Raw genomic sequence first — 14,051 nt, 5'->3', positions numbered from 1 at the left:
GCCATGAGTGATATGCCTGATGATCCGCTGGCGCTGTTGCATTGGGCGCAGGCATGTCGTGAACGCGGTCGCCATGCCTTCCTTCTGCTCGATACGGCGCAGGCCGAGGCGAGTCATCTCAAGCTGCAGTCCATGCACATCCCTTATGCCTCGCTGTTCGAGGGCAAGCGCGAAGAAGCCCTGCCTGAGATTGCGCCTCTGCTGCTTCCCCTCTCCGGACTGGATGAGCAGCGCGCGCTTGTGCTTGTGCGCTGGGTTTCGCAGCTGGGCTTTGCCGCACCCTGCCTGAGCTGGTATGAAAGTACGCTTGGCCTGCATGACTTTGCAGCGCATCTGCGCAACTTCCATCACGCGGGCCTGAGCGATGGACAGGCCATGATGATGCGCTGGTATGACACGCGTATCCTGCCGATCTGGATGCAGGCGTTGACCAAGGATCAACTGGCGCTCTTTACCGGCGGCATGCTCAGCCTGGCTTTCGTGGACCGTTTCGGCGAAGCCCGGACGCTCTATCAGAGCGAGCAGGTGCAGCCGCCCAGCCGGGCTTTGCCGTTGGACGCACCGCTGGTGACGCTGGATGACCGTCAGTTCGGTCTGCTGGTGGATGCCGGAGATCTCGATGCCCTGCTCACGCATTTGCGTTTCGTGATCCCTGATGAGACGAATGCATTGCCGCCGCGCACGCTGGTGGAATTCGTCGCCGCCTATCAGCAGCGTGCGCGCGAAGCTGGCCTGGATGATATCGATCGGCAGACGCAGTACGTATTGCTGGCGCTCTACACCAGCGGCGCTGGCGTTGAGCATCCGGCCGTGAAGGCTTTGATGCAGAATCCGCCTGCTTCCCTGACAGGCTATTTCGATGCCTTGCAGGCCATGCCTGAGGAAGTCTGGGAAGCGGGGCCACCTCTTTGGGAGAATGAGCATGTCGCATGAGCACTGGCAGAAGCGGATTGTTTTTCCGCAGTGGGCACTGGTACTGGGAATGGTGTTCCTGCTCGCCATGTCCTGCCCGCGCGCGCATGCCCAGACGAATGACGATCTGAAGGCCCTGGTGGCCCATCTTAAGTTCGTCATTCCCGATGAAACGGCATTGGTGGAACCGAAAAAACTGGAACGCTTCGTCGCGCAATACCAGAAGCGTGCGGTTTCTGCAGGCCTGAAGGATATCGATCGCCAGACCGCCTACGTGCTGCTGGCCTTGTACACCTCGGGCAAGGGTCTCGAACAGCCCGAGTTCAAGCAGGTGATGGCGCATCCGCCGGCTTCGTCGGATGCATTCAGCGATGCTCTCATCGGGCTTCCGCAACGTGTGTACGATAGCGGGCAGCCGTTGTGGGAGAACGCTGCGGATGCGCGGGCTCGATGAAGATTGACTGCGAACGTCTTTTGCATGAGCCGTGAATTACTTGGATATTGATAAATAATTTAAATGAAATATCTTTTCAGAATGCCCCTGGGCTCTTTTGTACGCCCCATGTTCCTTGCTCTGCTGCTTCTTCTCAATGGATGCGGAGAGCCGCCGGAACGCACAGAGGCGATGGATATGCAGGCCTACAACCATACCGCTCACGGAATTGAAGACTTTGATGTCACCGTCATCCCCGGGATGCGTTCTGGTGGCGGTTATATTGCTGCCGGATCAGGTGGCGGTGCAGTTTGCTGCATCAGTGTGCCGCATGACTGGAAGCCGGGTCTCATGGCGACCATCCATGTCCGCACTTACAACAGTGCCGGAGAAAAGCAGGAGCCGTCCTGGACTGTGCCGGTCCCGCAATACACACCGGAGAATGCCGGTCACTTTGCGGTGCATTTTCTTCGGAGCGGGCAGGTCAAGGTCTTCGTGACGAATTTGGCCCCATGGCATCCCGACTATCCCCTCAAGGGCGAAGAGGCCCAAATGAAGCCCGCGACCAGCTAGTCCAAGGAAACTGATCATGAGCATGCTGTACACAGGAAAGGCCGTGCCATCGGATGGCAAACGCAAATTCTCCGCCAGGGAGGCTTCGCAGCGTGCCAAGGCACTGGCCTGTTTGCGTGCGCCAGGTAGCACCGCGTGCAAGGGACAGGTATTCGTCGGTTTGTTCTTCGATGGCACCGGCAATAACGACAAGTGGGTCGAAGACAAGCAGACCAAGACGCAGCGAGAGCGCAACAAGCACAGCAATGTCGCGCGCCTCTATGACGCTTACATCGGTGATACCAGCAACGGCTTTTACAAGATCTACATGCAAGGCGTCGGAACCCCGTTTGCAGAGATCGGCGATGCCAGCAAGTTGGGAACGGATATCGGCGGGAACGCATTTGGCTTCATGGGCGCTGACCGTATCAATTGGGGCGTCACTTATCTGCTTGATGCAATCCACAACTATCTGACAGGAAGCGGTCTCTTCAGCGGTAACGGGCAACGACGCGAACTCGTCAACTTCATGAGTTCTTCCATGCTGGCGGGTGGCAACGCCTATGCAGCGACGGCGGACATGAAAGTCGGACAGTGGAATATCCCCGGCTATCTGCTGAACGCACCGGAGCAGATGCGCCGCGCCGACATCTACAAGCAGATCATCGACAAGCTGGCGGCCGCGGTCAAATCCAGCCAGCGCAAGATCGTGCAGATCAACGTTTCGGTATTCGGCTTTTCCCGAGGAGCGGCTGAGGCTCGTGCGTTCACGCATTGGCTGCACGAACTCTTCACGCCTTCCGGCGGCGCCTTCGAAATCGCCGGTGTGCCAATTCGCATCGGTTTCCTCGGTATCTTCGATACGGTCGCCTCGGTCGGGATCGGAGATGTAACGCCGATCACCTTCGGCCACATGGCCTGGGCGCACAATACGCAATCCATTCTGCCTGCGGTTGAAGAGTGCGCGCATTTCGTGGCGCTGCACGAACAACGCGCCAGTTTTCCGCTGGAGTCCTCCACAGGGTGGAAGAATGTCGGCTATCCCGGCATGCACTCTGACGTGGGTGGCGGCTATCTGCCGGGAGAGCAGGGCAAATCCATGCCTGATTGGGGCTTGTCACCACAGCTTTCGCAGATTCCCCTCATTGACATGCACTTTGCCGCACTCAAAGGCGGCGTGCCTTTGCTGACACTGACCGAGCTGGCCAAAGATCCTGCCAGCGCCCGGGGCTTCGCCACCGATGCGCGCCTGGTCAAGGCCTACAACGACTGGCTGGCAGGTAACGGCATCAAGGCCGGCAGCATTCGCGAATTTACGCAGGCCCATACCCGTCAGTATCTTCGGTGGAGAGGATCTCTGCATGAGGGGAAGGGCGGCTTGCTGTTGAGCAAGCGCTTCTATCGGGATGCCGGGACCTCCGACAAGAAGGATCTGCTGGAGGCCGATGTCGAACTCGGGAAAATGATCCGTGACTGGCGTGAGCGTGGCAATCTGGATCTGGATCAGCGCATGGGGCAGATGGCCCGGAAGTATGTGCGCCGTGTTTCGCCGCTGGCGGGCGTCCTGACGGATGCGGCCAAGGAGCGCCTGACTGCGGAAGAGAAAAAATTCTACGACATCATGTGCGCAGGCCCGGTGCCGCCGGCCGCGTCGGTAACGCTCTTCGATGACTATATCCATGATTCCCGCGCCGGCTTCCGGGTGGCGGGCAAGCACGAACCGATTTTCATCACCGGTGGCTATGCCCGCTTCCGTCAGGTATTTCTGCAGGGCGAGGGCGACTCAGCCACGCGCAAGATCGGGGAACTGGTCGAGCGCAAGATGGGAGAACGTGCTGCGGATATGGCTGAAGACGCGCGTGACATCAAGGATTACACGGTGCGTACCTATGATCGCGCCCGCGATCGCATCGTCAGCGGTTACCATGCCGTCGAGGATGCGGCCGTGCGCGCCAAACGCGAAGTTGAGGACAAGGCGCAAGCTGCCAAGCGGGAGATTCAGGAACAGGCTGAAGCGGCGAGGAAGAAATTGCAGGCTGCTGCCGAGGCGGCAAGAGACCAGGCCAGCGCATTGAAAAAGAAAACCATGGCCGAGATCAAGCGCGAAGCCGACGAGGCACAGCGTATCTATGACGCCGCCCAGCGCCACGTCATGAAGAAGTATGAGGAGCTGGGCGCGATGTGGCACAGCATCATGGATTGAGCAGCGCGGAGGTCGGATTGATTGCCTTCAAGCGCCTGAAAGCGAACCCGTGCCAGGTTACCACCGATAGTTGCACGATGCATCTTTCCCCCTTCAAGCCATCCTCCCCACCCCCAACCGGAACACACTCACCGACTCCGCCAGCCTGCGCGCCTGTTCCTTGAGCGCCTCGGTGGCCGCCGCGGCTTCTTCCACCAGCGCCGCATTCTGCTGCGTCACCGTATCCATCTGTGCAATGGCCTGGTTGACCTGTTCGATGCCGGCTTCCTGTTCGCCGCTGGCGGCCGAGATCTCGCTCATGATCTGCGTTACGCTGCGCACGCTCACCACTAGTTCCTCGATGGTCGCGCCGGCATTCCTGACCAGCTGGCTGCCCGCTTCCACCTTCTCCACCGAGTTGCCGATCAGATCCTTGATCTCCTTGGCCGCCGTCGCCGAACGCTGGGCCAGGCTGCGCACTTCCGACGCTACCACCGCAAAGCCGCGCCCCTGCTCGCCGGCACGCGCCGCTTCCACCGCCGCATTGAGCGCGAGGATATTGGTCTGGAAGGCGATGCCGTCGATCACGCTGATGATGTCCGCAATCTCGCGAGCAGAAGCCTGGATCTCTTCCATGGTGCTCACCACGTCCGATACCACCAGCCCGCTGCGCGAGGCCACTTCCGACACCGAGCCCGCCATCGCATTGGCCTGGCGCGCATGATCGGCATTGCGGCGCACGGTGGAGGTGATCTGCTCCATCGCTGCCGCCGTCTCTTCCAGCGAACTGGCCTGTTGTTCCGTGCGCGCCGACAGGTCCAGGTTGCCGCCGGCGATCTGGGTCGAGGCCGTCACGATGGTATCGCTGCCGGTGCGCACGCCGCCGACCACGCGCTGCAGGCTGCTGTTCATGTCCTTCAAGGCCTGCAGCAGCTCGCCGGTCTCATCCTTGCGCGTGACCTCGATGCGGCTGCCCAGGTCGCCTGCCGCCACCGTCTTGGCGATGGTCACCGCTTCGCCGATGGGGCGCGTAATCGAGCGGGTGGCGAGCAGCGCCAGCAGCGCGGCCAGCATCACCACCACCGCGCCTACGCCCAACTCGACCACTTCGCCGTTGCGGATGGCGCCGGAGATTTCCTGGCCAGTGCCATTGGCGTTCTCGCGCGCAATCGCCAGCAGGCCCGCAAAACCTGCTCCCAGAACCTTGTCTGCACCACTGATGGACGCATCGATCTCGTTGACCGAGGCCCCGGCCGCCTTCATCCCCTGCGCCTTGGCCACGGCTTCACGGTAATTGCGTTCGCCCGTGCTGATCTTCTGCAGCAGCTCTTCTTCCTTGGGGTTGTCCACGCCCAGCTTGCGGTAGTCGCTCATGAGGCGGGCAATGGCATCCATATCCGCCAGGAAGTGCTTGTCATAGTCCTTGCCGCGCACCACGTAGTTCTTGAAGTTCTGTACGCCGTCGCCCAGCTTGATGTAGCCCTGGGTGGCGTAGTCCTGCTTGGTCAGCACCGTGCCGGAAAAATCACCCCAGTGCTGGCCGATCCGGGTCAGCGTGAGCAGAGACGCCGTAATGAGTAAGCAAGCCAGCAACGTGACCAGCAGGAAGGAGCCACCAAGACGGGTACCGATTTTCATGCCTGTTCCCTGAAAATTATTTATAAGATTTACCAATTCTGAGGGTGGCTGGTCGCGGGGAAAGCCCGATGGAGGCGGGTAAAAGCCGTGCAACTCATCATTTGTCATACCAGTGCTGGCAAATCGGCAAGATGCCTGAAAGCATTCTTTCAGCGGCCGCAACAGAGCATTGCCGGATCACCGGTTTTTCCATCGGAATGGAAACAATAGAATGTGTGCATGGGAATGAAGCATCCATAAGCGATACGCATCGTGCAGCATCCGCTTGCATTCCAGGGAGCAGAACATGAACAAGATCTTCACACGCCAACGCGTCCTGGCCGCCACGCTGGCCGTAGCCGCCATCTCGGCACAGGCAGCCTATGCCGCCGAACCGGCCAAGGCCGAGCCCGCCTCGACCATCAGCATTCCGGCGCAGCAAACGCGCACCGCCGCTGCCGATCAGCAGCAACATCAAGGCCTGACCCGCGCCCAGGTCATCGAAGACCTCAAGCAATACCAGCGCGCGCACGCCAACCCCAGCTACGCCGAGCTGGTGTTCCTGCGTTGAGAATGGAATCAGAAATGCCGCTTACTGCGGCAGGAACATCTTCTGCAACAAGCCGATGAGCTGAGCGCGTTCGCCGTCCGAAAGCATCTCGGTGGCCTTGAGCTCCAGCTCGATGGCGGTCTGTTCGGCCTTGGTGCACATGCGCATGCCGGCCGGCGTGAGCGCCAGCACCTGTGAACGGCGATCCTGCGGATTGCGCTGTCGTACTACCAGGCCGCGCTGCTCCAGCTTGTCCAGCAAGGTCGCCAGGTTGGGCGGGGAGACGTTGATCGCCTTGGACAGGCGCTTCTGGTTGATGTTGGGATTGGCCTTCAGCAGGCTCAGCACCGTGAAATCCACTGGCCGCAATTCGAACTTCGCCATCCGTTTTTCGAACAAGGGCATGATGGTGATGTAGGCACGGCGGCAGTTGTAGCCGACCAGGCTCAGCAGCAGTTGCTGGTCCAGCGGCGCGCTTGGCGCTGCATCGTCGTCGGAATCGAAATCAGCCGGCTTCTTGGGCAGCATGGTGGTCCAGGTCGGTAGGAAGGGGCGGCAGCCCGGTCGCCAGGCAGCCTTCGATCACGCTGGACAACTGGTGGACTTCCGCAAACACAAAGGCGAAATGATAGCACGCGGCATCCCGCTTGCCGCCGTACCAGGCCGCGTCCGAGGCCATGGCCGAGAGCGCCCGGCGGCCGGCGCGCAGCCACATCCAGCCCAGCGCCACATGGCCGGTCAGGCGCAGCATTTCATCGGCCACGTAGTAGGGCAGTGAGGGTGATTGCACTGCCGCCGTGGCGATGCGCTGGGCGAATCCTTTTAATTTATCCACAGCATTTGCCAGCAATCGGGCCTGATCGCCAAGCAGGGTTCCCTCCTCGATGTCCGCACGCACCAGCGTGAGGAAATCATCCAGCCGCCTCCCTTCATCTCCCAGCACCTTGCGCATCAGGAAGTCGATCGCCTGTATTTCGTTGGTCCCCTCATAGATCATGGTGATGCGGGCATCGCGCATGAATTGTTCGATGCCGGTTTCGACCACATAGCCGTGTCCGCCGAAGACCTGCAGCGCACGGCTGGCGCACTGGAATCCCTGGTCGGTCAGGAAGGCCTTGATGACCGGCGTGATGAATTCCAGCCGTTCATGATGACGGCGGCGCTGGGCCGCATCCGGATCATGCTCGGCCAGATCCAGCAAGAGCCCGGCCCAGCAAGTCAGCAGCCGCGCCCCCTCGATGCGGCAGCGCTGTTCCATCAACAGCTTCTGCACGGCAGGATGGCGCACGATCAGGTCGTTGCCGGATGAGCCCGGTGCGCGCGACTGGCGACGTTCACGCGCATAAGCGCTGGCGCGCTGCCAGGCCGCTTCAGCCAGCCCCAGCCCCTGCGCGCCCACATGCAGGCGCGCCGCATTCATCATCACGAACATCGCCGCCAGTCCGCGTCCCGCTTCACCGACCAGCCACGCCTGCGCCTGCTCGAAATGCAGACTGCACGTGGCGCTGCCATGAATGCCCATCTTGTGTTCGATGCCGGTGCAGTGCACGCCATTGCGGCTGCCATCGTCCAGCACGCGCGGCGCCAGGAACAGCGACAGCCCCTTGCTGCCCGGCAGCGCATCCGGCAATCGGGCCAGTACCAGGTGCACGATGTTGGGCGTCAGGTCGTGTTCGCCCCCTGAGATGAAAATCTTGTCGCCGCTGAGGCGATAGCTGCCGTCCTCCTGCGGCACGGCGCGTGTGCGCAACTGCCCCAGGTCGCTGCCGGCCTGCGCTTCCGTCAGGCACATGGTGGCCAGCCATTGGCCGCTGGCGATCTTTTCCAGATAGCGCGCCTGCAGCTCAGGCGAGCCGTGCGCCGCCAGGCAGGCATAGGCCCCGTGCAGCAAGCCGGGATACATGGTCCAGCCATGATTGGCCGCGCTCAGCATTTCATAGAGCGCGCAGTCCAGCACATGTGGCAAGCCCTGGCCGCCGTGCTCGGGCGCACAGGCCAGGGCCGGCCAGCCGCCCGCGCAGAATTGCGCATAGGCGCGCTCGAATCCGGGCGGCGTGGTGACCGTTCCATTTTCGAGACGGCAACCCTCGCGATCGCCGATACCGTTCAAGGGCGCGACCACGTCAGCGGCGAAGCGTCCGGCTTCTTCCAGTACCTGCATCATCAGTTCGCCATCGATCTCGGCGTGCGCAGGCAAGGCCCGCAAGACCTGCGGGGCCTGCAGCACTTCATCGAGGACAAAGGCGAAGTCGCGCAGCGGGGGCGTGTAGTGCATCGTCATCGGCTCCGTCCATCTCAGTTGAGCAGGTAGGCGTCATACACCACCGCATTGCCCAGGCGCATGGCGTAGCCCACGCCCATGGCGCGGTTGAGCCAGTCGTATTTCTTGGAGGCGGTCTCGAAGTTCATGAACAGGCGGAAGGTATAGCGCGAAGGATCGACCGGCTTGCCCTTGGCGACCTCGGCCATCACTTCCGGCGGACCGTAGCGCACGCCACGGGTTTGCAGGTAGACCAGCTCGCCGTCATCGAGCTTGAGCAGGTAGCGGGTATCGATGATGGCCAGGCCATCGGCGGTCACGGTCTGCCAGTCGGCACCGTTGTTGAGGATCTCGCCATTGATGAGCGGTCCCTTGAAACTGCCGCCGGTGATGGGGATGATGCGGCGGCGGCCCAGGTCGGAAGTCTTCCCCAGTTCCCAGATCGGCGCCACCAGATCCACCGAGAAGCGTGCCAGGAAGGCCAGCTTCGGTTGCGGCGGCACCAGCGTGGTGTTGTCGGCGTCACTGGCCGCATGCACCTGGAAGGACAGCGTCAGGGCCGCCAGCAGCAGGAAAATCTTTTTCATGTCGGTCTCCTCGTTCTATGTGTTTTTGACATACCGTGGTGCAGAAAACGTCAAGCCTCAGGAAGCCGCCACCACCTCGGCTTCCGCCTTCTTGCCAAATCCCAGGTAGGCCTGGATCACCTGCGGATCGCCCGCCAGTTTCGCGGACTCGCCCTGCATGGTCACCTTGCCCAGTTCCAGCACGTAGCCATAGTCGGCCGTCTGCAAGGCCGCGCGCGCATTCTGTTCCACCAGCAGCACCGAGATGCCGGCCGTGCGCAGTTCGGAAACGATATGCAGGATTTCCTTGACGATGCGCGGTGCCAGGCCGAGGCTGGGTTCATCCAGCATCAGCAGTTCCGGCTTGGCCATCATGGCGCGGCCGATGGCCAGCATCTGGCGCTCGCCGCCCGAGAGCGTACCGGCCTGCTGGGCGCGGCGTTCCTTCAAGCGCGGGAACAGCTCGAAGACGGTCGCCAGCTGATCCAGCGGCTGTGCCTGGCGCAAGCGCAGACGGCGAAATCCCCCCAGCAGCAGGTTGTCTTCCACGCTCATGGTGGAGAACAGTTCGCGCCGCTCCGGCACCAGGGCGATGCCGGCCATCACGCGTTGTTCCAGGCTCCAGCGTTCCACCGGCTTGCCTTGATAACGCACCGTGCCCTGCGCCGGCAGCACACCCATGATGGCGTTGAGCAGCGTGGACTTGCCCGCGCCATTGGGGCCGATCACGGTGGCGATGCTGCCGCGTTCCAGCTTCAGGTTGATGTCGTGCAGCGCCTGCACCTTGCCATAGCTTGCGCGCAGTTGCGCGACGTCGAGGACCAGTTCACTCATTCGATTCCACCCAGGTAGGCTTCGATCACGGCGGGATGCCGCTGGATCTCTTGCGGTGTGCCTTCGGCAATCTTGGTGCCGAATTCCATCACCACGATGTGGTCGGTCAGTTCCATGACGAATTCCATGTCATGTTCCACCAGCAGGATGCTCATGCCATCGGCGCGCAGTTCCTGCAGTACCTTGGAGAGCGCCTGCTTTTCCAGATGGCGCAGGCCTGCGGCCGGTTCATCGAGCAACAGCAGCAGCGGATCGCAGCACAGGGCGCGGGCGATCTCCAGGATGCGCTGCTGGCCCAGTGCCAGGTTGCCCGCCTGCTCATGCATCAGGTGCTGCAGGCCGACGCGATGCAGGGCGCGCGCGGCTTCATCGAGCAGCGCCTGCTCTTCGGCGCGTTCCAGATGCAGCATGGCATTGACCGTATTGCTGAGGAAGCTTTGCCGGCTGCGCATGTGCGCACCCAGGGCCACGTTCTCCAGCACCGTCATGCCCGGCAGCAGGCGCACGTGCTGGAAGGTGCGGGCAATGCCCAGCCGTGCGATGGCACGCGCCGGCAGGCCGGCGATGTCGCGCCCGTTGAAGCTGACGCGTCCGCCGCTGGCATGCAGCAGGCCCGTGACCAGATTGAAGGTGGTGGATTTGCCCGCGCCATTGGGACCGATCAGGCCCACGATCTCACCTGCCTTGACCTTGAAGGACACGTCATTGACCGCCACCAGCCCGCCGAAGCGCTTGTTGATCTGGTCCACCTCCAGCAGCGGTGCACCACGCGCCGGACCGTTGCGCTTGTCCATCGGCGCGGCGGTCGCCACGCGCAGCGGTGCCGGGGCGGCCGGGAAGGCACGCAGCCACAGCGCGCGTACCCAGGGCCACAGGCCGCCGCGTGCGTATTTGAGCAACAGGATCAGGATCAGGCCGAAGACGATGCTTTCATAACTGCCGCCATCGCCCAGCAGTGCTGGCAGCAGCACCTGCAACTGGTCCGACAGCAGTTTCAATACCCCCGCGCCCAGCAGCGCACCCCAGATATGGGCAATGCCGCCGACCACCACGATGAAGAGATATTCGATGCCCATCGCCAGGCTGAAGGGCGAGGGATTGACGGTGCGCTGCATGTGCGCAAAGAGCCATCCCGACACCGAGGCCAGCAGCGCGGCAAAGACGAAGATGAGGATCTTGTAGCGCCCCGTATCCACGCCCATGGCCTCGGCCATCGAACGTCCGCCCTTGAGGGCGCGGATGGCACGTCCCGCGCGCGAATCCAGCAGGTTCAGCGAGACCCATGCGGCGGCCAGCACGATGGCCCAGATCAGGTAATACAGGTGGCGTTCCTTGGCCAGGTCCAACCCCGCCAGTTGCAGCGCGGGGATGCCGGAGATGCCGTCATACTTGCCGAGGAAGTCCACCTTGCCGAACAGGAAGTACAGGCTGATGCCCCAGGCGATGGTGGCCAGCGGCAGGTAGTGGCCGGACATGCGCAGCGTGATGCGGCCCAGCACGTAGGCCGAGACCCCCGTGATGAAGAGGCCGATCGGCAGCGTCAGCCAAGGGGACACGGCATGCACGGTGGTCAAATACGAGGTGGTGTAGGCACCCATGCCGACGAAGGCCGCCTGCCCGAACGAGGTCATGCCGCCGATGCCGGTCAGCAGCACCAGGCCGATGGCCACCAGCGCATACAGGCCGATGTAGTTGGCCTGGATCACCCAGAACTGCGGCGTGGGCAGGATCGGGAACAGCGCCAGCACGGCCAGCAGCGCATAGAGAGGGAGTCGTTTGTTCATCATCATTCCTCGTCCTCGTCATGCGCGGGCGTGACCAGCGAGCGCCACAGCAGAATCGGCAACAGCGCCAGGAACACGATCACCTCCTTGAAGTCACTGGCCCAGAAGGAGCTGAAGGACTCCAGCAGGCCCACCAGCAGCGCGCCCCCTGCGGCGGCGGGGAAGCTCGCCAGCGCACCGATGGTGGCGGCGACGAAACCCTTCAAACCGATCAGGAAACCCGAGTCATAAAAAATGGTGCTCATCGGGCCGATCAATACGCCCGACAGAGCACCGATAAACGCCGCGACGGCAAACGACAATTTGCCCGCCAGCGTCGTGGAGATTCCCATCAGCCGTGCGCCCAGGCGATTGACCGCCGTGGCGCGCAGCGCCTTGCCATACAGCGTGCGCCCGGAGAACAGCCACAGTGCCACCAGCAGCGCGGCAGCGGCCACCACCACCACCACGGTCTGGGCACTCAGGGTGAGCGCGGCCAGATTCCAGCGTTCATCCCAGAAGGCCGGGGTGCGGAAACCTTCGGCCCCGAAGAACACCAGCCCCAGTCCGGTCATGGCCAGGTGGATACCGACCGAGACGATCAGCAGTTGCAGCACGCTGGCATCGGCCATCGATTCATAGACCACCTGGTACATCAGCGGTCCGAGTGCGGTAATGAGCAGCAGGGTCAGCAGCACCTGCACCGGCAGCGCGAATTGCTGGGGCGCGGCCCACCAGACGAGGGCGGCAATGGCCAGCGGCACGCCCAGCGTGCCCAGCAGGGTGCGCGGCAACAGCGCAGCCTGGCCTGCGCGCAAGAGCTGCGCGGCCTGCATGCCGGCCGCGCACACGGCCAGCACCAGCAGCAGCCACAGCGGACCGGGGCGCTGGCCTTGTTGCAGCATGGCCAGGGTGAGCGCGCCATAGGCGACGAATTCTCCCTGCGGGATGAAGAGGATGCGGGTGACCGTGAAGACCAGCACCAGGGCAATGGCGATCAAGCCATAGACGATGCCGTTGGTCAGGCCATCCAGGGTCAGGATGGCGGCAATGGAGGAGTCCATGTTTCGGGTGTGGTGCAGAAAACGTCAGGCTGGAAAACGGCGGCGCAAGCTGGAGACCTCGCGCCGCCGCGCGGACAGGACAGGCGGATTACGGATTGACCGCCTTCCAGTTGCCGTTCTGGATGGTCAGCATGATGCGCGCATCGTCACCCAGTCCGAAGTGATCCTTGGCCGAGTAGTTCAGCGTGCCCTGCGAGATCTGGATCGGGCCGGAGGTTTCCAGCGCCTCCTTCAAGGCGGCGCGGAAGGCGGGGGTGCCGGGTTTGGCTTTCTTCAGCGCTTCCGGGACCACCTTCTGCAGCACCAGCTGCGCGTCATAGGTATGGGCCGCGAAGAGGTTGCGGGTACCTGCGCCAAACTGCTTCTCGTAGCGCGTGACGAAATCCATCGCCAGTTTCTTGGAAGGATTGCTGTCAGGCAGCGCCTCCGGCACCACGGCCGGGCCGGAGATGACGTAGGAACCTTCCACATCCTTGCCGCCCAGACGGATCAGGTCGCGCGAGGCGGCACTGTGGGTCTGGAAGATCTTGCCCTTGTAGCCGCGCTCGATGAGCGCCTTGTGCGGCATGGCCGCACCGCTGCCCGAGGCCACCACCAGCACCGCATCCGGATTGGAACTGACCACGCGCAGCGCTTGCGCCGTCACGCTGGTGTCGGCCCGCGAGAAGCGTTCCACCGTGCCCATCTTCATGCCGGCGGCGGTGGCCAGGCGCTGCACTTCCTTGAGCCAGTTTTCACCGTAGGAGTCGGAGTAGCCGAGGAAGCCGATGGTCTTCACGCCCATCTTCTTCATCTGCTCCACCACGCCACCGGCCATGACGGCCGTGGATTGCGGCAGGCGGAAGGTCCAGGCGTCTTTTCCTTCAGCGGTCTCGATAGGGGAGATGGCCAGCTGCACCGTCTGCGATTCCAGCGCCACGTCGGCTACGGCCAGCGTGGGCGGCACCGCGGCCGAACCGATGAGCAGGTCGACCTTGTCCTCGGCCACCAGGCGGCGCGCATTCTTGCTGGCCTGGGTGGGATCGGTGGCATCGTCGAGGATGATCAGCTTGACCTTCTCGCCGCCGATGGTCTCCGGCCACAGGGCAAAGCCATTCTTGGCCGGAATGCCCAGGCCCGAGCCCGGACCGGTCAGCGACATCACCACGCCGATGGTCAGCTCGGCCTGGGCGGCTCCTGCACAGGCCAGCATCGCTGCCAGTACCCCTGCCTTGATTGCCAGTTTGGTTTTCATCTCCGTCTCCTTTGTAGTTATGGTTCGAATGCTCGATGTGGGCGGATGCGGCTTGTTGCCGCCTCTCGCTTGCTGCCGTATTGC

At 62.6% G+C, this 14,051-nt stretch carries 13 protein-coding genes; 5 read left to right on the top strand and 8 right to left on the bottom strand.

Annotated features, from left to right (window positions below):
* Positions 1-3: 3 nt before the first annotated feature.
* The 4 genes from J2X56_RS23880 (at position 4) to J2X56_RS23865 (ending at position 4,100) form a co-directional block, all read left to right on the top strand.
* Positions 4-933: a DUF4123 domain-containing protein gene (locus J2X56_RS23880; RefSeq protein ID WP_209569275.1), complete on the top strand. Its 930-nt coding sequence runs from the start codon at positions 4-6 to the stop codon at positions 931-933.
* Complete coding sequence (locus J2X56_RS23875; RefSeq protein WP_121045850.1) at positions 923-1,366, top strand: hypothetical protein; 444 nt, start codon at positions 923-925, stop codon at positions 1,364-1,366. The genes J2X56_RS23880 and J2X56_RS23875 overlap by 11 nt, the downstream gene beginning before the upstream one ends.
* Positions 1,367-1,429: 63 nt before the next feature.
* Positions 1,430-1,918 carry a DUF3304 domain-containing protein gene (locus tag J2X56_RS23870; protein WP_121045745.1) on the top strand — a complete coding sequence of 163 codons (489 nt, stop codon included), beginning with the start codon at positions 1,430-1,432 and terminating at the stop codon, positions 1,916-1,918.
* Positions 1,919-1,934: 16 nt separating this feature from the next.
* Entirely contained in the window at positions 1,935-4,100 is a 2,166-nt protein-coding gene (locus tag J2X56_RS23865; protein WP_121045746.1) for a DUF2235 domain-containing protein, read from the top strand.
* Positions 4,101-4,193: 93 nt separating this feature from the next.
* On the opposite strand, the gene J2X56_RS23860 is transcribed toward J2X56_RS23865, so the two are convergent.
* On the bottom strand, positions 4,194-5,717 hold the full coding sequence (locus J2X56_RS23860) for a methyl-accepting chemotaxis protein (RefSeq protein ID WP_121045747.1): 1,524 nt from the start codon (positions 5,715-5,717) through the stop codon (positions 4,194-4,196).
* 286 nt (positions 5,718-6,003) lie between these two features.
* On the opposite strand from J2X56_RS23860, the gene J2X56_RS23855 reads away from it, so the two are divergent.
* Positions 6,004-6,267: a DUF4148 domain-containing protein gene (locus J2X56_RS23855; protein ID WP_204727124.1), complete on the top strand. Its 264-nt coding sequence runs from the start codon at positions 6,004-6,006 to the stop codon at positions 6,265-6,267.
* A 21-nt stretch (positions 6,268-6,288) separates the two neighbouring features.
* Here J2X56_RS23855 and J2X56_RS23850 read toward each other — a convergent pair whose 3' ends face one another.
* From J2X56_RS23850 to J2X56_RS23820, 7 genes are all read right to left on the bottom strand, one after another.
* Positions 6,289-6,774, bottom strand: a complete 486-nt coding sequence (locus J2X56_RS23850) for a MarR family winged helix-turn-helix transcriptional regulator (RefSeq protein ID WP_034334628.1) — start codon at positions 6,772-6,774, stop codon at positions 6,289-6,291.
* Entirely contained in the window at positions 6,752-8,527 is a 1,776-nt protein-coding gene (locus J2X56_RS23845; RefSeq protein ID WP_310163265.1) for an acyl-CoA dehydrogenase family protein, read from the bottom strand. Before J2X56_RS23845 ends, J2X56_RS23850 begins: the two co-directional genes overlap by 23 nt.
* A gap of 14 nt (positions 8,528-8,541) precedes the next feature.
* Positions 8,542-9,093 carry a DUF3237 domain-containing protein gene (locus J2X56_RS23840; RefSeq protein WP_121045750.1) on the bottom strand — a complete coding sequence of 184 codons (552 nt, stop codon included), beginning with the start codon at positions 9,091-9,093 and terminating at the stop codon, positions 8,542-8,544.
* Between the two features lie 57 nt (positions 9,094-9,150).
* Positions 9,151-9,906: an ABC transporter ATP-binding protein gene (locus J2X56_RS23835; RefSeq protein WP_121045751.1), complete on the bottom strand. Its 756-nt coding sequence runs from the start codon at positions 9,904-9,906 to the stop codon at positions 9,151-9,153.
* Positions 9,903-11,696: an ATP-binding cassette domain-containing protein gene (locus J2X56_RS23830; protein WP_121045752.1), complete on the bottom strand. Its 1,794-nt coding sequence runs from the start codon at positions 11,694-11,696 to the stop codon at positions 9,903-9,905. The genes J2X56_RS23835 and J2X56_RS23830 overlap by 4 nt, the downstream gene beginning before the upstream one ends.
* A complete protein-coding gene (locus tag J2X56_RS23825) occupies positions 11,693-12,733 on the bottom strand; it encodes a branched-chain amino acid ABC transporter permease (protein ID WP_034334616.1) in 1,041 nt (346 codons plus the stop codon). Before J2X56_RS23825 ends, J2X56_RS23830 begins: the two co-directional genes overlap by 4 nt.
* 88 nt (positions 12,734-12,821) lie before the next feature.
* Entirely contained in the window at positions 12,822-13,967 is a 1,146-nt protein-coding gene (locus J2X56_RS23820) for an ABC transporter substrate-binding protein (RefSeq protein ID WP_121045754.1), read from the bottom strand.
* Positions 13,968-14,051: the final 84 nt, after the last annotated feature.

This window comes from Herbaspirillum sp. 1173 (assembly GCF_031455335.1).
GTDB lineage: Bacteria > Pseudomonadota > Gammaproteobacteria > Burkholderiales > Burkholderiaceae_D > Herbaspirillum > Herbaspirillum huttiense.
This window is presented reverse-complemented; position numbering and strand designations above follow the sequence as displayed.